Below are 19,999 nucleotides of genomic sequence, written 5' to 3'. Positions count from 1 at the left end.
CTAAAATTCTTTTGTTATTCATGCTTCGGCATTGAATATGGCAAATTGGAGTGGGAGGGTACCATACAGGACCCTATTACCACATCACGGACTTTAAGGAGGTGTGTCTCGTGGCTAAAAAAGTAATCAAGCTAGTTAAATTGCAAATTCCAGCTGGAAAAGCAAACCCGGCGCCACCGGTAGGACCGGCATTGGGTCAAGCAGGTGTGAACATCATGGGATTCTGTAAAGAATTCAATGCACGCACGCAAGACCAGGCGGGTATGATTATTCCTGTTGAAATCACGGTGTTTGAAGACCGTTCATTTACATTTATTACTAAAACTCCACCGGCTGCAGTTCTGTTGAAGAAAGCAGCAGGCATTGAAACTGCTTCAGGGGAGCCGAACCGTAATAAAGTTGCTAGTGTTAAACGCGATCAAGTCAAAGAAATCGCGGAAACAAAAATGGAAGACCTGAACGCCGCTGATGTAGAGGCAGCGATGCGCATGGTTGAGGGAACAGCCCGCAGCATGGGTATCACCATCGAAGACTAATTAATGTTTCAAAATACGGTACAGGTTGCGAGTGACATGCCATTACCCGCAACCTTTTTCGTGAGATTGGCAGCATTTTAAGGAACACCTTAGGATGTCTGTCATTCTAAGCTTTATAAAAGTGTTTGGCTTTTATAAGTGGGAGGTCTTACCGTTATAACCACAATAGAGGAGGAAATAAAATGGCAAAAAGAGGTAAGAAGCATCAAGAAGCTTTGAAACTTGTTGATCGTTCTAAATCATATGATATAAATGAAGCTGTTGCTTTGGCAAAAGAAGCTTCTAAAGCAAACTTTGACGAAACAGTCGAAGCAGCTTTTCGTCTGGGTGTAGACCCTAAGAAAGCTGACCAACAGATCCGCGGTGCAATGGTGTTGCCGCATGGAACTGGTAAAACCCAGCGTGTTCTGGTGTTCGCTAAAGGCGAAAAAGCCAAAGAGGCCGAAAACGCAGGTGCAGATTATGTGGGTGAAGAGGAATACATCAATAAAATCAACCAAGGCTGGTTTGAGTTTGATGTGATCGTAGCCACTCCAGATATGATGGCTGAAGTTGGTAAGCTGGGCCGTGTGTTGGGGCCTAAAGGCCTGATGCCTAACCCTAAAACCGGGACAGTTACTTTCGACGTGGAAAAAGCAGTCAAAGATGTCAAGGCGGGACAGGTTGAGTACCGTGTGGACAAGTCTGCCAACATCCATGTGCCGATCGGCAAACTTTCTTTCGAGAATGATAAATTGGTTGACAACTTTGCCGCTCTCGCTGAGCAATTGGTCAAAGTTAAACCGCAAAGCGCTAAAGGGACATACATGAAGAATGTATCCATCGCTTCAACCATGGGACCTGGAATCAAAGTCGACGTCTCCAACTATCGTTAATCGACTATTGACTTTTTGATTTCTATCCAATATAATAGATCACGTTGTGAATTGAATACGTTGTACCGTAGACAGCAGGGGCGACCATTCGCTTAATATCCTGCCGAGGTGTTTATAGACAGATGTGAAAGGCATTTCCCGCTCTTTCCATTTGTGATATTAAGCTCCCATGTCTACATGGGAGCTTTTCTTATATGTCCCGCTGGTTGGAAAGAAATTTCCTGCCATTCTTCGGGCTTCTCGAACGGTATGATGAATGTTAACAGGAGGTGGAATAATGTCTAATGTAATTGAGCAAAAGAAACAGGTTGTTGAAGAAATCACAGAGAAATTTCGCCAAAGCCAGACATCTGTACTCGTGGATTACCGCGGTCTTGATGTAGCTGAAGTAACGCAATTGCGTAAAGAGCTCCGCGAAGCTGGGATTGACTTCAAAGTCTACAAGAATACAATGACACGCCGTGCCGTTGAATCTGCTGAATTGACAGAGTTGAACGACCTGCTAACAGGTCCGAACGCCCTGGCTTTCAGTAATGATGATGTCGTTGCTCCAGCTAAGATCCTGAACAACTTTGCCAAAGAGCATGATGCTTTGGAGATCAAAGGCGGTGTTATTGAAGGAAAGGTAGCTACTGTTGATCAGTTGAAAGAGCTTGCGAACCTTCCAAACTACGAAGGCATGGTCTCTATGCTTCTTAGTGTACTTCAAGCACCAGTCCGCAACTTTGCATATGCTGCAAAAGCTGTTTCGGAACAGAAAGAAGAACAAGGCGAATAAACTCAGGCAGTGTAAACCTGCCGTTTAAGTTCGTTTCTATTAAAACTATAATATAAAAACCAGGAGGAATTTTATCATGAATAATGAGCAAATCATTGATGCGATTAAAGAAATGTCCGTTCTCGAACTGAACGACTTAGTTAAAGCAATCGAAGAAGAATTCGGAGTAACTGCAGCAGCTCCAGTAGCAGCAGCAGGTGCAGCAGGAGCAGGAGAAGCAGCAGAAGAACAAACTGAATTTGATGTAGTGCTTACTGGTGCTGGCGCTTCTAAAATCAAAGTGGTTAAAGCTGTACGTGAAATCACTGGTCTTGGCCTGAAAGATGCAAAAGACTTGGTGGATAACGCACCTAAACCAGTTAAAGAAGGAATCTCTAAAGAAGACGCTGAGGAAATCCAAGGTAAACTTGAAGAAGCTGGCGCTGAAGTAGAAGTTAAGTAATAACCTATTAATTACATGTAAGCTCGTCGTCCTACGGCGGGCTTTCTATATCTTAAAGGCGAAAACCGCCGACTCCAGCGCCCATCCCAATCATTCAGTTTCCTCGAAGCGAAAAGCGCCCTAAAACGGAAGCTCTGATTCAGGGATGTTTCTGGCGCTTTACAGTAATTTTCTTCTCATATTAAATAAAAAAGTAGGTGCCCAAATGGCTGAGCATTACTTTTCGAATAAACCCCAATCAAAAAGTTCACCCAAGACATGGAAATATGAATTGAGAAACAAGGTTTATACTTTCACTAGTGATGTGGGAGTGTTTTCTAAAAACGAAGTGGATTTTGGATCGCGGCTGTTAATTGAAAAATTTACTGCTCCGGATGAGCCGGGTGACTTATTGGACCTCGGATGCGGCTATGGTCCGATCGGTATTTCGCTAGCAGATTCTTACCCCGATAGAAAAGTAGTGATGGCGGATGTCAATGAAAGAGCTCTCGGCTTAGCGGAAAAGAATGCTAAACAGAACGGTGTGACCAACGTTGAGTTTACCTATAGTGATTTGTTTATGGGCCTGAAGAACCGATCATTTGCTTCAGTGATATCCAACCCCCCGATAAGAGCAGGAAAAAAAACAGTACATCAACTCTTTGAAGAATCTAAAAATGCGTTGCAGGAAAATGGGGAGTTGTGGGCAGTCATGCAAAAGAAGCAGGGAGCACCTTCTGCCAAAATCAAGTTGGAAGAATTGTTCGGGGAAGTAGAAATAGTTGCAAAAGACAAAGGCTACTATATACTGAAGGCTGTTAATGTTTGACGAGTTTAAGTCGAGATGGTATGATAGATAAATGCTAACATGGCGATTCCTTTGTCAAGATATATTTTTATCGAATTATGACGTATATTCCATTGTTGGAAGGAGAAAATGGTAAAGTTAAGAGTAATTAAAACTTGTATTTTCCTGTTTTCTAATGATTAAAACGCCGTCAGGCAATCTTTGGAGTCGCAAGGAATCCGATACACACGGATGTGTGTTCTTGCATGTATGGCCGCCGGCAACCGGCGGAAGTAACTGGTATCAAAGCATTCCTGGATGATTGCAAATTCAGGTTTGTTTTTCAAATATAAAAATCATTTCAGTAGAGTTTCTACAAAATGCTTGATTTAAGGGGTGAAGCAGTTGACAGGTCAACTAGTTCAGTATGGACGGCACCGCCAACGCAGGAGCTATGCGCGTATCAGCGAAGTTTTGGAATTGCCAAATTTAATCGAGATCCAAACCGCTTCCTATGAGTGGTTCATGGAGGAAGGTCTAAGGGAAATGTTCAAAGACATTTCTCCTATTGAAGATTTCACAGGAAATCTATCTCTTGAATTTGTCGACTACAGTTTAGGTGAACCGAAGTATTCCGTGGAAGAATCGAAGTCACGGGACGTCACCTATAACGCTCCGCTTCGTGTGAAGGTCCGTCTAATAAATAATGAAACCGGAGAAGTGAAAGAGCAGGAAGTCTTTATGGGAGATTTCCCTCTGATGACAGATACGGGTACATTTGTAATTAATGGAGCTGAACGAGTGATCGTATCACAGCTCGTCCGTTCACCTAGTGTCTATTTTAACAAGAAAATCGATAAAAACGGGAAGCGGGGAATTGGTGCTACAGTAATTCCAAACCGTGGTGCCTGGCTTGAATTTGAGACAGATGCCAAGGACGTTGCCCATGTCCGTATTGACCGTACACGCAAATTGCCGATAACTGTGCTGTTGCGTGCACTTGGGTTTGGTACAGACCAGGAAATCATTGATCTCATTGGTGAGAATGAATACTTAAAAAACACGTTAGAAAAAGATAATACAGAAACATCAGAAAAAGCATTGCTGGAAATCTACGAACGTTTACGTCCTGGGGAGCCGCCTACAGTAGAAAATGCAAAAAGTCTGCTGGTATCCCGTTTCTTCGACCCTAAACGTTATGACCTTGCCCGTGTCGGCCGTTACAAGATGAACAAGAAGCTGCATCTTAAGAATCGACTTTTCAATCAGGTTCTTGCTGAAAACATCGTGGATCAGGAAACAGGCGAGGTACTTGCCCAAAAAGGTGATAAGCTGGAGCGTAAACTGCTGGATAAGATTATTCCTTATCTTGAAGATGAAGAAGCACGGCTTGGTGAGAAAGTTTTCGAACCGACTGATGGAGTGCTGGAAGATCCTATTCCACTTCAATCTATCAAGATTATAGATCCAACTGACCCTAATGGTGAAAGGGTTCTGAATGTAATAGGCAATGCCAATGTGCCGAAAGAGGTAAAACATATTACCCCTGCCGATATTCTCTCGTCTGTCAGCTATTTCTTCAATCTTCTCCATGAGGTTGGCGGGACAGATGATATCGACCACCTTGGCAACCGTCGTCTCCGTTCTGTCGGGGAGCTGCTGCAAAACCAGTTCCGTATTGGTCTATCCCGTATGGAGCGAGTGGTGAGAGAGAGGATGTCCATTCAGGACACTTCCAGTATCACTCCACAGCAGCTGATCAATATCAGGCCTGTAATTGCTTCAATAAAAGAGTTTTTCGGAAGCTCGCAGCTTTCACAGTTCATGGACCAGACCAATCCGCTTGCAGAGCTGACGCATAAACGTCGTCTATCAGCATTAGGACCAGGTGGTTTGACAAGGGAACGCGCCGGTTTCGAAGTCCGTGACGTTCACTACTCACACTATGGCCGCATGTGTCCGATTGAAACGCCTGAGGGGCCTAACATCGGGCTGATCAACTCATTATCCAGTTATGCAAAGGTAAATGAATTCGGGTTTATTGAGACACCATACCGCCGGGTAGATCCTGAAACTGGTAAGGTTACAGCCCAAATTGATTATCTAACTGCCGATGAGGAAGATAATTATGTTGTCGCACAGGCAAATGCTGAATTGAATGAGGATGCAACATTTGCAAGCGAGGAAGTCATTGCCCGTTTCCGTGGAGACAACACGGTAGTAAAGCGGGAACAGATTGATTATATGGACGTATCGCCAAAGCAGGTTGTTTCAGCGGCTACCGCATGTATTCCTTTCTTGGAAAATGATGACTCCAACCGTGCATTGATGGGTGCCAACATGCAGCGTCAGGCTGTTCCACTGATGCAGCCCGAAGCCCCTGTTGTAGGTACTGGGATGGAATATGTAAACGGAAAAGACTCAGGTGCCGCCATTATATGCCGCCATGACGGTGTAGTAGAGAGTGTGGAGGCTAAAACAGTAGTTGTGCGCCGCATCTCTAATGTGGACGGTAAGGAGGTTGAAGGAGATACAGATAAGTATACCCTTCAGAAATTCATCCGCTCCAACCAGGGTACCTGTTACAACCAGCGTCCGATTGTAAGTGAAGGAGACCGGGTAACCAAAGGAGAAGTATTGGCTGATGGACCTTCCATGCAGGATGGAGAGCTGGCTTTAGGTAAGAATGTGCTCGTTGGTTTTATGACATGGGAAGGTTACAACTATGAGGATGCCATCATCATGAGTGAAAGACTTGTGAAGGATGACGTTTATACTTCCATCCATATAGAGGAGTATGAATCAGAGGCTCGGGATACCAAGTTGGGACCCGAAGAAATTACAAGAGATATCCCGAATGTCGGTGAAGATGCGTTGAAAAACCTTGATGAGCAGGGTATCATCCGTGTCGGGGCAGAAGTCACCGATGGAGATATTCTGGTTGGTAAGGTTACTCCTAAAGGGGTAACAGAGCTTTCGGCGGAAGAACGGCTCCTCCATGCCATCTTCGGTGAAAAGGCTAGAGAAGTCCGGGATACTTCCCTCAGAGTACCTCATGGTGCCGGCGGAATAGTCCTTGACGTGAAAATCTTCCACCGTGAAGACGGAGATGAGCTGCCGCCGGGCGTAAATCAGCTTGTCCGAGCTTATATTGTCCAGAAACGTAAGATAAACGAAGGGGATAAAATGGCCGGTCGTCACGGTAACAAAGGTGTAATCTCGAAAATCCTTCCGGAAGAGGATATGCCTTACTTGCCGGATGGCACACCGATCGATATCATGCTTAACCCATTGGGGGTACCATCCCGTATGAATATCGGACAGGTGTTTGAATTGCATCTTGGTATGGCGGCAAGGGAATTAGGCCTTCACGTCGCGACCCCAGTGTTTGACGGGGCCCGAGAAGAAGATGTTTGGGAAACCCTTGAAGAGGCTGGAATGCCGCGGGATGCAAAAACCATCCTTTATGACGGCCGCAGCGGTGAGCCGTTTGATAACCGTGTGTCGGTCGGCGTCATGTATATGATCAAACTCGCCCATATGGTTGATGATAAGTTGCATGCCCGTTCAACTGGACCGTATTCCCTCGTAACCCAGCAACCGCTCGGTGGTAAAGCGCAGTTCGGTGGACAGCGTTTCGGTGAGATGGAGGTATGGGCTCTGGAAGCATATGGAGCTGCATACACCCTGCAGGAAATCCTGACAGTCAAATCAGACGATGTAGTCGGCCGTGTGAAGACGTATGAATCGATTGTCAAAGGAGACAATGTTCCGGAGGCTGGGGTTCCTGAATCATTCAAAGTATTGATTAAAGAACTTCAAAGTCTCGGAATGGATGTCAAAATGCTCTCAAGCGATGAGGAAGAAATCGACATGCGTGAACTGGAAGAGGAAGACACACAGGCAGCGAGCAAGTTGAATCTGGAAGTCGGAGAAAATCAATAGTTGGCGGAAAAAGACCCCGGTTCCCGGGGTTCCCAGCCAGCTTTTTGCTTAGGATAGATAAGCCAATGGATAAATCGGGACACTTTAAGGGAGGTAGGCCCTTTGCTAGATGTAAATAACTTTGAGTATATGAAAATCGGTTTAGCATCCTCGGAAAAAATCCGTTCTTGGTCATACGGAGAGGTCAAAAAGCCGGAAACAATCAATTACCGGACACTGAAGCCGGAAAAAGATGGCCTATTCTGTGAGCGTATTTTCGGTCCACAGAAAGACTGGGAATGCCACTGTGGCAAGTACAAACGCGTACGTTACAAGGGAGTTGTCTGCGACCGCTGCGGAGTTGAGGTGACTAAATCCAAGGTCCGCCGTGAAAGGATGGGTCATATTGAGTTAGCCGCACCTGTGTCGCATATTTGGTATTTCAAAGGGATACCAAGCCGTATGGGGCTTGTTCTTGATATGTCTCCACGTGCATTGGAAGAGGTTATCTATTTTGCTGCATATATCGTAACAGATGCAGGTGATACTCCTTTAGAGAAGAAACAGCTTCTTTCCGAGAAGGAATACCGCTCTTACTATGATAAATATGGCAAATCATTCAAGGCGCAGATGGGTGCCGAAGCAATTCGCAAACTTTTGCAGGATATCGATTTAGAGAAGGAAGTCGATGCCTTGCGGGAAGAGCTTAAAACAGCACACGGGCAGCGAAGAACTCGTGCAATCAAGCGGTTGGAAGTGCTCGAATCCTTCCGCAACTCAGGAAACGATGCTTCCTGGATGGTTCTGGATGTCCTTCCGGTAATCCCGCCAGAAATCCGCCCAATGGTGCAGCTTGATGGAGGACGTTTTGCGACGTCTGACTTGAATGATCTGTATCGTCGTGTGATCAACCGGAACAACCGTCTGAAACGCCTGCTGGACCTTGGGGCTCCTAGCATTATCGTCCAAAACGAGAAACGCATGCTCCAAGAAGCAGTAGATGCTCTGATTGATAATGGCCGGAGAGGCCGTCCTGTAACCGGTCCTGGTAATAGGCCACTGAAGTCTTTATCCCATATGCTGAAGGGTAAGCAGGGGCGTTTCCGTCAGAACCTGCTTGGTAAGCGTGTAGACTATTCAGGACGTTCTGTTATCGTGGTTGGACCGCATCTGAAAATGTATCAGTGCGGACTGCCAAAAGAAATGGCGCTTGAGCTATTCAAGCCATTCATCATGAAGGAACTGGTGGAAAGAGGAATTGCTCACAACATCAAGTCCGCAAAACGGAAAATAGAGCGTGTGCATCCGGAGGTATGGGATGTACTTGAGGAAGTTATCAAGGAGCACCCGGTATTGCTTAACCGTGCACCAACCCTGCACAGGTTGGGGATCCAGGCGTTCGAACCTACCTTGGTTGAAGGCCGCGCTATCCGCCTACACCCTCTAGTATGTACGGCATACAATGCTGACTTTGATGGGGACCAAATGGCGGTTCACGTACCGTTATCTGCAGAAGCTCAAGCGGAAGCCCGCATTTTGATGCTGGCTGCCCAGAACATTCTGAACCCGAAAGACGGCAAGCCTGTTGTTACTCCTTCCCAGGATATGGTATTGGGCAACTACTACCTCACTCTGGAAAGAGAAGGCGCCGTTGGAGAAGGTAAGGTTTTCAAAGATATCAATGAAGCACTCCTCTCCTATCAAAATGGATATGTCCACTTGCATACGAGAATTGCAGTGCAGGCGTCAAGCTTAGAAAATAAAACTTTCACAAAAGAAAATCAGAATAAACTCCTGTTGACAACGGTCGGAAAACTGATATTCAATGAGATTCTGCCGGAATCCTTCCCGTATATCAACGAACCGACACAGAGCAACCTTGAGTTAGAAACCCCTGATAAATACTTTGTGGATAGTGATAAGGACATTAAAGAGGAAATCCAGTCAAGAGAGATTATTAAACCTTTCAAAAAAGGATTCCTTGGTGACATCATCGCCGAAGTGTTTAAACGATTTAAAATCAGTGAAACTTCCAAGATGCTTGACCGCATGAAAGATCTAGGTTTCAGCTATTCCACTAAGGCGGGAATGACCGTTGGTGTTTCCGATATCGTGGTGCTCGCCGAGAAGGAAGGAATCTTAGATGAGGCCCAAAAGAAAGTGGATAATGTCCTTAAGCAGTTCCGCCGTGGTCTGATCACGGATGAAGAACGTTATGACAGGGTCATTGCAGTCTGGTCCCAGGCTAAAGATACCATTCAGGACAAACTGATGCAGTCCTTAAGTCCGCGTAACCCGATATTCATGATGAGTGACTCGGGTGCGAGGGGTAATGCTTCCAACTTCACACAGCTTGCAGGTATGCGTGGCCTGATGGCCAACCCGGCTGGTAAAATCATTGAACTGCCAATTAAATCAAGCTTCCGTGAAGGCCTGACAGTATTGGAATACTTTATTTCCACTCACGGTGCACGTAAAGGTTTGGCAGATACCGCACTGAAAACTGCCGACTCCGGCTATTTGACCAGAAGATTGGTAGATGTTGCCCAGGATGTAATTGTCCGTGAAGAAGATTGCGGTACCGACCGTGGATTGACAGTATCTGCTCTTACTGAGGGGACAGAATTGATCGAACCACTGATCGACCGTCTGATAGGACGTACAGCGTTCGAGACTGTGAAACATCCTGAAACAGGTAAGGTAATTGTGGAGAATGATACAGTTATCTCCGAGGATCAGGCGAAGCAGATTGAAGAGGCTGGCATTGAAAGTGTCATTATCAGGACAGCATTCACATGTAATACCAAGCATGGCGTTTGTAAGAAGTGTTATGGCCGTAACCTCGCAACAGGTGATGAGGTTGAAGTAGGCGAAGCAGTTGGTATCATTGCTGCACAGTCTATTGGTGAGCCTGGTACACAGCTTACCATGCGTACTTTCCACACAGGCGGGGTGGCCGGTGATGATATCACGCAAGGTCTTCCACGTATCCAGGAAATCTTTGAAGCCCGTAATCCAAAAGGGCAAGCGGTCATCACAGAAGTTCATGGAACCGTGCTGGAAATTAAAGAAGTTAAAGATAAACAAGAAATTGTTATTCAAGGTGATGTGGAGCAGCGGTCCTATCCGGTTCCATATAATGCCCGGATAAAAGTGACGGTTGGCGACGAAGTTCAAGCCGGCCAGGAACTGACAGAAGGTTCCGTGGATCCTAAGGAACTCCTGCGAATCAAAGGCATCGAAGGAGTGCAGGATTACTTGCTGAAGGAAGTACAAAAAGTATACCGGATGCAGGGTGTGGAAATCGGCGACAAACACGTGGAAGTAATGGTTCGCCAGATGATGCGCAAAGTGCGTGTAGTGGATGCCGGTGATACGGAAGTGCTCCCTGGTTCTCTGCTTGAACTGCACCAGTTCCGTGATGCTAACCATCAGGTTCTGCTGAATGGCGAGTCTCCTGCAACAGGGAAACCAGTACTTCTTGGAATTACAAAAGCTTCGCTGGAGACTGATTCATTCCTGTCCGCAGCATCCTTCCAGGAGACCACACGTGTCCTTACAGATGCCGCTATTAAAGGAAAGCGTGATGAGCTGTTAGGTCTTAAAGAGAATGTCATTATCGGTAAACTTGTTCCAGCTGGTACTGGAATGCAGCAATACCGTTCTGTTGAAGCTAACGTTGATGAGCCTGCAGAAGAGGCGGAAGAAACAGAAGCAATTCAATAAACGGGAGGTTCGGTTCCGGCTGTGCCGGAACCGCCACCCGCTTTACTATGTGATAAAAACAAGTGTTGGAATCGGGAGCCATAAAAATCCCATTTTATGTTGACACGATTATGGGTGGATGATAAACTATCCTAGGTGCTTCCGATATGCTTGTTGCTTTGGAGGATATATGAATATGTCTTATGAAAAAGTAACGCAAGTTAAATCACGTGTGATTATTGGAACAAAGCAAACGCTCAAAGCCATGAAGAATGGTGAAATCAGCGAAGTGTTCATTGCTGACGATGCAGATCCAAAAATAACACAAAAGGTTGCAAGTTTAGCCGAAGAATTGAATATACCATGTGAACGGGTTGATTCAATGAACAAGCTTGGAGCTGCTTGCGGCATAGAGGTTGGGGCATCTACAGCAGCAATAAAACAATCCTAGTTTTGGCGGAATTCTTTCGCGAAAGCTTTGTTTTTGCCAAAAGATGAACCACCTGGATATGTGGAATTACAAAAGCCACAGCTGGTAGGTGGTGCCGGGTTTAACGCAAGCCCAATCACTAGAAAAGAAAGGAGGAAATATACATGCCTACAATTAATCAGCTAGTACGTAAAGGTCGTGTGAGCAAGCCAAAGAAATCTGACTCTCCAGCACTTAACAGAGGGTACAACAGCTTTAAGAAAAAGTTCACCAACCAAAATTCTCCACAAAAACGCGGAGTATGTACACGTGTTGGTACTTTGACACCGAAGAAACCTAACTCGGCTCTTCGTAAATATGCTCGTGTGCGTCTTTCTAATAACATGGAAGTAACTGCATACATCCCGGGGATTGGCCACAATCTTCAAGAGCACAGTGTTGTATTGCTTCGTGGAGGCCGTGTAAAAGACCTTCCTGGTGTACGTTACCACATCGTACGTGGTGCGCTTGACACTGCAGGAGTAGAAGGCCGTGCACAAGGCCGTTCCAAATACGGAACAAAACGACCTAAGAAATAAACCGTGAAACGAATACAACAAGGAAAGGAGGGGGACATATGCCACGTAAAGGACCAGTACCTAAACGCGATGTCTTGCCGGATCCACTTTATAAATCAAAATTAGTAACTCGTTTGATCAACCAAATCATGATTGATGGTAAACGCGGTAAAGCCCAAAAAATTCTTTATAATGCATTCGAACTTGTAGCTGAAAGAAGCGGTCAAAATGCAATGGAAGTATTTGAACAGGCGATGAAAAACGTTATGCCAGTGCTTGAAGTTAGAGCCCGCCGTGTCGGTGGTTCCAACTACCAGGTGCCAATGGAGGTTCGCCCTGAACGCCGTCAGGCTTTAGGTCTTCGTTACATTGTTAATTACTCCCGTCTACGCGGAGAAAAAACAATGGAAGAACGTCTTGCAAACGAAATCCTGGATGCTTCCAATAACACTGGAGCAGCAGTGAAGAAACGTGAAGAAATGCATAAAATGGCTGAAGCCAATAAAGCATTCGCTCACTACCGCTGGTAATTATACCAAATATAAAGCTTTCAAGAGAAGGGAGAAGAATACATGGCTAGAGAGTTCTCCTTGGAAAAGACGCGTAATATTGGTATTATGGCGCACATTGATGCAGGTAAGACCACTACTACCGAGCGTATTCTTTTCTACACAGGACGTATTCACAAAATCGGTGAAACCCACGAGGGTGCTTCACAGATGGACTGGATGGAGCAGGAGCAGGAGCGCGGTATTACAATTACTTCCGCTGCTACTACCGCTCAATGGAAAGGCCATCGAATCAACATCATTGATACACCTGGACACGTAGACTTCACTGTTGAAGTTGAGCGTTCCCTGAGGGTGTTGGATGGTGCGGTAACTGTACTTGATGCTCAATCAGGTGTTGAGCCGCAGACAGAAACAGTTTGGCGCCAGGCTACTACTTATGGTGTACCTCGTATTGTGTTCATCAATAAGATGGATAAAGTAGGTGCGGATTTCGAGTATTCTACCGGAACACTGAATGACCGCCTGGGAGCAAATGCTCACCCAGTACAACTTCCAATCGGGGCTGAAGACGAGTTCGAGGGTATCATCGACCTTATAAACATGGAAGCCTACTTCTATGAAGATGACCTTGGAACACGTGCGGAGGCTCGTGAAATTCCTGCTGAATACAAGGATAAGGCGGAAGAACTCCGTGCAAGTCTTGTAGAAGCAGTTTCTGAGCTTGATGAAGACTTGATGATGAAGTTCCTCGAAGGAGAGGAAGTCTCCAACGAAGAATTGAAGAAAGCAATTCGCCAAGCTACACTGAACGTGGAATTCTACCCTGTATTCTGCGGTTCTGCCTTCAAAAACAAAGGTGTACAGCTAGTGTTGGATGGTGTCCTTGACTACCTACCGGCACCAACAGATGTACCACCGATCGAAGGTGTTGTACCTGGAAGTGAGGAGAAAGTTACTCGCCCATCATCTGATGATGCACCTTTCTCAGCGCTCGCATTCAAGGTTATGACTGACCCATATGTTGGTAAGCTAACCTTCTTCCGCGTTTATTCCGGCACATTGGATTCAGGTTCATATGTCAAGAACTCTGTAAAGGATAAGCGTGAGCGTGTAGGACGTATTCTGCAAATGCACGCAAACTCCCGTGAAGAGATCTCTACTGTCTACAGTGGTGAAATCGCTGCTGCAGTAGGTTTGAAGGATACTTCAACAGGTGACACACTTTGTCATGAAAAAGACCTGGTTGTTCTTGAGTCCATGGAATTCCCTGAACCGGTTATCTCCGTTGCTATTGAGCCTAAGACAAAAGCCGACCAGGATAAAATGGCTATTGCACTTGGTAAGCTAGCAGAAGAGGATCCGACTTTCAGAACTGAAACAGATGTGGAAACAGGACAGACAATCATCTCCGGTATGGGTGAACTCCACCTTGACATCATCGTAGATCGTCTGAAACGTGAATTCAAAGTTGAAGCTAACGTGGGTGCTCCAATGGTTGCCTATCGTGAAACCATCCGCGCTTCCGCTGAAGTCGAAGGTAAATTTGTACGTCAGTCCGGTGGTCGTGGACAGTATGGTCATGTTTGGGTTAAGTTTGAGCCAAACGAAGAAGGCGCCGGCTTTGAATTTGAAAACAAAATTGTCGGTGGTGTTATCCCTCGTGAGTACATCCCGTCAGTTGAAGCAGGTATCAAAGAATCTGCCGAGAATGGTATTCTTGCAGGTTACCCGCTGATCGACTTCAAAGCGACTCTATATGATGGAAGCTATCATGATGTCGACTCCAACGAGATGGCATTTAAGGTTGCTGGTTCCATGGCGCTTAAAGCTGCTAAAGCTAAGACTCAGCCAGTAATCCTTGAGCCGGTTGTTAAAGTTGAAATTGTTATCCCTGAAGAGTATATGGGTGATATCATGGGTGACGTAACTTCCCGTCGTGGACGTGTAGAAGGTATGGATTCCCGTGGGCAGCAGCAGCTTGTTAATGCATTCGTGCCTCTTTCCGAAATGTTCGGTTATGCTACCGCATTGCGTTCCAATACGCAAGGCCGTGGAACTTACACCATGACATTCGACCACTACGAAGAAGTGCCGAAAAGCATTGCTGAAGAAATTATCAAGAAAAACGCTGGTGAATAATTGATTTTTTCTTCAATCTAAAGTATAACTTTTAGTAAAGGCTGAGATTATGACCAGTATATTTTCTTGGCTGACTATAAATGCTAACAACTTTCATTTAATTAAAGGAGGAACTATAAATGGCTAAAGAAAAATTCGATCGCTCTAAAAGTCACGTCAACATTGGAACAATTGGACACGTTGACCATGGTAAAACTACTCTGACTGCTGCAATTACTTCTGTAATGCATAAGAAATCCGGTAAAGGTTCTGCAATGGCGTATGACCAAATCGACGGAGCTCCGGAAGAAAAAGAGCGTGGAATTACCATTGCTACATCTCACGTAGAATACGAAACTGATTCTCGCCACTATGCACACGTTGACTGCCCAGGTCACGCTGACTATGTTAAAAACATGATCACTGGTGCTGCACAGATGGACGGAGCTATCCTTGTTGTATCTGCTGCTGATGGTCCAATGCCACAAACTCGTGAGCACATCCTGCTGTCCCGTAACGTTGGTGTACCTTCTATCGTAGTATTCCTTAACAAAACGGACATGGTAGACGATGAAGAACTATTAGAATTGGTAGAAATGGAAGTTCGCGATCTTCTCACTGAATATGACTTCCCTGGTGACGATGTGCCAGTAGTTAAAGGCTCTGCACTGAAAGCACTTGAAGGTGATGCAGAGTATGAAGAAAAAATCGTTGAGCTGATGGCTGCAGTTGATGAGTATATCCCAACTCCAGACCGTGACAAAGATAAGCCATTCATGATGCCTGTTGAAGACGTATTCTCCATCACTGGACGTGGTACCGTTGCAACTGGCCGTGTTGAGCGTGGAGAAGTTAAAGTAGGGGACGAAGTAGAAATTATCGGTCTTGCCGAAGACTCTTCCAAAACTACTGTAACTGGTGTTGAGATGTTCCGTAAGCTTCTTGACTATGCAGAAGCTGGTGACAACATTGGTGCACTTCTTCGTGGTGTGGCTCGTGAAGATATCAACCGTGGTCAAGTTCTGGCCAAGCCTGGTTCTATCACTCCACACACAAAGTTTAAAGCAGAAGTATACGTTCTTTCCAAAGAAGAAGGTGGACGTCACACTCCATTCTTCGCCAACTATCGCCCTCAGTTCTACTTCCGTACAACTGACGTGACTGGAGTTATTGAACTTCCAGAAGGCGTAGAAATGGTTATGCCTGGTGATAACGTGGAAATGCAAGTTGAACTCATTTCCCCAATCGCTATTGAAGACGGTACTCGTTTCTCCATCCGTGAAGGTGGACGTACTGTAGGATCCGGCGTTGTTAACGAGATCCAAGAATAATTGAATCCTACGTATAGAGCGGACAGCACAAGTTGCTGTCCGCTTTTTTATGAAAACAATCTAGTCCTATGTTTATAGATTTTAGCAAAAAGAGAAATACTTCCTCACATTCTATCCTTTTGGGAATTTCTGTACCGTTTCAGTATCTGGTTCATTCCTGGACAGTGGAGTGCTGAGTCTCCCCTTTTAATTGCAAACGCTGGAATATTGTCTTCTATAGCTTTACACTGTACTTTCCTAGCTGAACAGCTTCCTTCTATAAACATGTCTTTCAAAGAATTGCTGTATTGAGAGAATCTACCAAGGATAAAGAGTAAAAAAATAACTGAGGCCCTTGAAATGGCTGCTCGAAGTCTGTATAATACATTGATGTGCGATTAGATATTTTTATGTATATAAAGGTTGCACTGACCAGCGATTTCTTATATAATATGAATGTTGGTCATTTAGGGCGATGAAACGGAAGGTTGTTGGCACACCCGGCCCCTTTGCCATGGCGGGTCTGCTAAGGAATTTCCGTGGAGTATGTCTGTAATAATATGGGCGAAAAAGGAGGGAAAATAATGGCAAAAGAGAAAATCAGAATTCGTTTGAAAGCATATGATCACCAAGTGTTGGATCAATCTGCTGAAAAAATCGTAGACACTGCAAAAAGAGCGGGATCTAAGGTGTCTGGACCAATCCCACTCCCAACTGAGAAGTCAGTCTACACAGTATTGCGTGCGGTGCACAAGTACAAGGATTCTCGTGAGCAATTCGAAATGCGTACACATAAGCGCTTGATCGATATTGTTAATCCAACTCCGCAGACAGTTGATTCGCTTATGCGTCTTGACCTGCCATCCGGTGTGGATATTGAAATCAAACTATAAATTTAATGTTAACTATAGGAGGTGTAACGGATGACGAAAGGAATCTTAGGTCGTAAAATCGGCATGACTCAGCTATTTTCTGAAACTGGTGAATTAATCCCTGTAACAGTTATCCAGGCTGAGCCAAACGTAGTTTTACAGAAGAGAACAGAAGAGAATGATGGTTACAAAGCTCTGCAATTAGGCTTTGCTGATGTCAAGGAATCTCGCGCAAACAAAGCGGCTAAAGGTCATGCTGAAAAAGCGAGCACTAGCCCTAAGCGCTACGTTCGTGAAATCCGTGACGCAGACGTTGATGCGTATGAAGTCGGCCAAGAAGTCGGAGTAGGCGTATTCGAGGCTGGAGATAGAATTGATGTAACAGGAACTACTAAAGGGAAAGGTTTCCAAGGCTCTATCAAGCGTCATAACCAACAGCGCGGGCCAATGTCCCACGGTTCCCATTATCACAGAAGCCCAGGTTCATTAGGTGCGGTTGACCCAATGAGAGTATTTAAAGGTAGACCACTCCCTGGACAGATGGGTGGCAATCAGGTTACTATCCAAAACCTTGAGATCGTGAATGTAGATACTGAAAAGAATCTGCTTTTGATTAAAGGAAATGTTCCTGGTGCTAAAAAATCATTCGTGAAAATCACGAGTGCAAACAAGGCTAACTAATCATATAAACGAAGGGAGGATATGTCATGCCTAAAGTAGCACTTTTTAAACAAGATGGTTCACAAGCTGGAGATGTGGAGTTGAATGATTCTGTATTCGGCATCGAACCAAACACACATGTTTTACATGAAGCTGTAGTAATGCAGCGTGCTTCCTTAAGACAAGGTACTCATGCAGTGAAAAATCGCTCGGAGGTTCGCGGTGGTGGTCGTAAGCCATGGCGTCAGAAAGGGACTGGCCGTGCACGTCAAGGTTCCATTCGCTCTCCACAATGGGTAGGCGGCGGAACAGTATTCGGTCCTACACCACGCAGCTATAGTTATAAACTTCCTAAGAAGGTACGTCGTTTGGCGCTTAAATCTGCTTTGTCTTCCAAAGTACAAGAAGATAATCTTGTAGTACTGGATAACATTGCAATTGATGCACCTAAAACAAAAGAAGTTGTTAAGATGCTGGATGCCCTTAAAGTGGACACAAAAGCACTGATCGTTACTGCTGACAAAGAAGAAACAGTAATCCGCTCAGCAAACAACCTTCAATCAGTAAAAGTACTGACCGTAGAAGAAATCAATGTACTTGACTTGCTTACGCATGACAAGCTGATCGTCACAAAGGATGCAGCTGAAAAAGCAGGGGAGGTGCTTGCATAATGAAAGACCCACGTGATATTATTAAGCGCCCTGTCATCACTGAGCATTCCGCTGATTTGATGGCAGCGAAAAAGTACACATTTGAAGTATATCCAAAAGCCAATAAAACAGAGATCAAAGATGCTGTTGAATTAATTTTTGGTGTGAAAGTTGAAAAAGTCAACACATTGAATGTTAAAGGTAAATTCAAGCGTATGGGACGTTACGGTGGTTACCGCCCAGACCGCAAAAAAGCAATTGTACAGCTTACTGAAGACAGTAAAGAACTGGAATTCTTTGAAGCTTAATCAAAAATAAGTGAAGGAGGGAAAACAAGATGGCGATTAAGAAGTTTAAACCAACATCAAACGGCAGACGTAATATGTCAACATCTGATTTCGCGGAAATCACTACTGACAAGCCGGAAAGATCCCTGTTGAGCCCACTCCACAAACGTGGCGGTCGTAACAACCAAGGGAAATTGACTGTTCGTCATCAAGGTGGCGGCCATAAGCGTCAATACCGTATTATCGACTTCAAACGCGATAAAGATGGTATACCAGGACGCGTTGCTACTGTTGAGTATGATCCAAACCGTTCCGCAAACATTGCATTGATCAACTATGCTGACGGTGAAAAACGCTACATCTTAGCTCCGAAAGGGCTGAAGGTAGGGCAAGAAATTGTTTCTGGAGAAGAAGCAGACATTAAAATGGGGAACGCATTGCCATTGGCAAACATCCCTGTAGGTACTATCATTCATAACATTGAACTAAAACCAGGACGTGGAGGCCAGCTGGCCCGTTCCGCCGGTGCCGAAGCTCAGGTCCTAGGGCGCGAAGACAAGTACACACTCGTACGTTTGGCTTCAGGAGAAGTCCGCCTGGTACTTTCCACTTGCCGTGCAACAATCGGCCAAGTCGGAAATCTGGAACATGAACTTGTCCGTGTAGGTAAAGCAGGACGTTCCCGCTGGAAAGGTATCCGCCCAACAGTTCGTGGTTCTGTAATGAACCCTAACGATCACCCGCATGGTGGTGGTGAAGGTCGCGCTCCTATCGGACGTAAATCACCAATGTCACCTTGGGGCAAACCTACACTTGGTTACAAAACGCGTCAACGAAACAAACCATCTGATAAGTATATCGTTCGTAAGCGAAAAAAATAAATTAAGTTTTGGACGGGGAAACACACCCGTCTCTCAATTGCGGAAGGAGGTTTATCCATGGGTCGTAGCTTAAAAAAAGGACCTTTTGTAGATGACCATCTAATGAAAAAAGTCGAGAACTTGAATGAAACGGATAAGAAGCAAGTTATTAAGACTTGGTCCCGCCGTTCAACTATTTTCCCTAATTTCGTTGGTCATACAATCGCAGTTTATGATGGACGTAAACACGTACCCGTCTATATTACAGAAGACATGGTCGGACATAAATTAGGTGAATTCGCGCCAAGCCGTACGTTTAAAGGACACGCTGGCGATGACAAGAAAACAAAACGCTAATGAGAGGAGGCATTCAACATGCAAGCTAAAGCCGTTGCGAAGTCAGTTCGTATTGCTCCTCGTAAAGTACGTCTAGTTGTCGATCTAATTCGAGGAAAAAATGTTGGTGAAGCTGTAGCAATCCTGCGCCATACAAGACGCGGAGCATCCCCGGTCGTGGAAAAGGTATTAAACTCCGCTATCGCTAATGCAGAACACAATTATGAAATGGATCCAGATAGCCTGGTCATTTCTGAAGCATTTGTTAATGAAGGTGCTACATTGAAACGTTTCCGTCCACGTGCTCAAGGACGTGCAAGCAGAATTAATAAACGCACAAGCCATATCACAGTGGTTGTGACAGAAAAGAAGGAGGGATAG

19 protein-coding genes and 1 other annotated feature are annotated in these 19,999 nt (G+C 45.1%); all 19 genes read left to right on the top strand.

Annotated features, from left to right (window positions below; genetic code table 11):
- The first annotated feature begins 110 nt into the window (after window positions 1-110).
- The 19 genes from rplK (at window position 111) to rplV (ending at window position 19,999) form a co-directional block, all read left to right on the top strand.
- Complete coding sequence (gene rplK, locus ACFODW_RS13275; RefSeq protein WP_390307237.1) at window positions 111-536, top strand: 50S ribosomal protein L11; 426 nt, start codon at window positions 111-113, stop codon at window positions 534-536.
- 182 nt (window positions 537-718) lie between these two features.
- The gene (rplA, locus tag ACFODW_RS13270) at window positions 719-1,411 is read left to right on the top strand and encodes a 50S ribosomal protein L1 (RefSeq protein WP_390307235.1); all 693 of its coding nucleotides are present in this window, start codon (window positions 719-721) and stop codon (window positions 1,409-1,411) included.
- Between the two features lie 47 nt (window positions 1,412-1,458).
- Window positions 1,459-1,611 (top strand) — a sequence feature (ribosomal protein L10 leader region).
- A 77-nt stretch (window positions 1,612-1,688) separates the two neighbouring features.
- A complete protein-coding gene (gene rplJ / locus ACFODW_RS13265) occupies window positions 1,689-2,189 on the top strand; it encodes a 50S ribosomal protein L10 (RefSeq protein WP_390307233.1) in 501 nt (166 codons plus the stop codon).
- A 76-nt stretch (window positions 2,190-2,265) separates the two neighbouring features.
- Window positions 2,266-2,631 (top strand): 50S ribosomal protein L7/L12, encoded by a 366-nt coding sequence (rplL, locus tag ACFODW_RS13260; RefSeq protein ID WP_390307230.1) that lies wholly within the window; start codon window positions 2,266-2,268, stop codon window positions 2,629-2,631.
- 205 nt (window positions 2,632-2,836) lie between these two features.
- Window positions 2,837-3,439 (top strand): class I SAM-dependent methyltransferase, encoded by a 603-nt coding sequence (locus tag ACFODW_RS13255; RefSeq protein WP_390307227.1) that lies wholly within the window; start codon window positions 2,837-2,839, stop codon window positions 3,437-3,439.
- A gap of 363 nt (window positions 3,440-3,802) precedes the next feature.
- Complete coding sequence (gene rpoB, locus ACFODW_RS13250) at window positions 3,803-7,342, top strand: DNA-directed RNA polymerase subunit beta (RefSeq protein ID WP_390307225.1); 3,540 nt, start codon at window positions 3,803-3,805, stop codon at window positions 7,340-7,342.
- Window positions 7,343-7,444: 102 nt separating this feature from the next.
- A complete protein-coding gene (gene rpoC, locus ACFODW_RS13245; RefSeq protein ID WP_390307223.1) occupies window positions 7,445-11,047 on the top strand; it encodes a DNA-directed RNA polymerase subunit beta' in 3,603 nt (1,200 codons plus the stop codon).
- A 175-nt stretch (window positions 11,048-11,222) separates the two neighbouring features.
- A complete protein-coding gene (locus ACFODW_RS13240) occupies window positions 11,223-11,477 on the top strand; it encodes a 50S ribosomal protein L7ae-like protein (RefSeq protein ID WP_390307221.1) in 255 nt (84 codons plus the stop codon).
- A gap of 143 nt (window positions 11,478-11,620) precedes the next feature.
- Complete coding sequence (gene rpsL, locus ACFODW_RS13235) at window positions 11,621-12,034, top strand: 30S ribosomal protein S12 (protein ID WP_390272708.1); 414 nt, start codon at window positions 11,621-11,623, stop codon at window positions 12,032-12,034.
- A 38-nt stretch (window positions 12,035-12,072) separates the two neighbouring features.
- Entirely contained in the window at window positions 12,073-12,543 is a 471-nt protein-coding gene (rpsG, locus tag ACFODW_RS13230; protein ID WP_390307219.1) for a 30S ribosomal protein S7, read from the top strand.
- A 42-nt stretch (window positions 12,544-12,585) separates the two neighbouring features.
- On the top strand, window positions 12,586-14,664 hold the full coding sequence (fusA, locus tag ACFODW_RS13225; RefSeq protein WP_390307216.1) for an elongation factor G: 2,079 nt from the start codon (window positions 12,586-12,588) through the stop codon (window positions 14,662-14,664).
- A 119-nt stretch (window positions 14,665-14,783) separates the two neighbouring features.
- Window positions 14,784-15,974 (top strand): elongation factor Tu, encoded by a 1,191-nt coding sequence (tuf, locus tag ACFODW_RS13220; RefSeq protein WP_390307214.1) that lies wholly within the window; start codon window positions 14,784-14,786, stop codon window positions 15,972-15,974.
- 563 nt (window positions 15,975-16,537) lie between these two features.
- Complete coding sequence (gene rpsJ / locus ACFODW_RS13215) at window positions 16,538-16,846, top strand: 30S ribosomal protein S10 (protein WP_390307212.1); 309 nt, start codon at window positions 16,538-16,540, stop codon at window positions 16,844-16,846.
- 30 nt (window positions 16,847-16,876) lie between these two features.
- Window positions 16,877-17,506 (top strand): 50S ribosomal protein L3, encoded by a 630-nt coding sequence (rplC, locus tag ACFODW_RS13210; RefSeq protein ID WP_390307210.1) that lies wholly within the window; start codon window positions 16,877-16,879, stop codon window positions 17,504-17,506.
- Between the two features lie 26 nt (window positions 17,507-17,532).
- Window positions 17,533-18,156 carry a 50S ribosomal protein L4 gene (gene rplD / locus ACFODW_RS13205; RefSeq protein WP_390307208.1) on the top strand — a complete coding sequence of 208 codons (624 nt, stop codon included), beginning with the start codon at window positions 17,533-17,535 and terminating at the stop codon, window positions 18,154-18,156.
- Window positions 18,156-18,443, top strand: a complete 288-nt coding sequence (rplW, locus tag ACFODW_RS13200) for a 50S ribosomal protein L23 (RefSeq protein ID WP_390307207.1) — start codon at window positions 18,156-18,158, stop codon at window positions 18,441-18,443. The genes rplD and rplW overlap by 1 nt, the downstream gene beginning before the upstream one ends.
- Before the next feature lie 29 nt (window positions 18,444-18,472).
- On the top strand, window positions 18,473-19,303 hold the full coding sequence (gene rplB, locus ACFODW_RS13195) for a 50S ribosomal protein L2 (protein ID WP_390307205.1): 831 nt from the start codon (window positions 18,473-18,475) through the stop codon (window positions 19,301-19,303).
- A 57-nt stretch (window positions 19,304-19,360) separates the two neighbouring features.
- The gene (rpsS, locus tag ACFODW_RS13190; protein WP_390307203.1) at window positions 19,361-19,639 is read left to right on the top strand and encodes a 30S ribosomal protein S19; all 279 of its coding nucleotides are present in this window, start codon (window positions 19,361-19,363) and stop codon (window positions 19,637-19,639) included.
- 18 nt (window positions 19,640-19,657) lie between these two features.
- A complete protein-coding gene (gene rplV / locus ACFODW_RS13185) occupies window positions 19,658-19,999 on the top strand; it encodes a 50S ribosomal protein L22 (protein WP_390307201.1) in 342 nt (113 codons plus the stop codon).

Origin of the sequence: Virgibacillus sediminis (assembly GCF_042643265.1) — a bacterium.
In the GTDB taxonomy this organism is placed as follows: Bacteria; Bacillota; Bacilli; order Bacillales; family Amphibacillaceae; genus Virgibacillus_O; species Virgibacillus_O sediminis.
The sequence above is the reverse complement of the archived record's forward strand: the minus strand, read 5'-3'. Positions and strand labels throughout refer to the sequence as shown.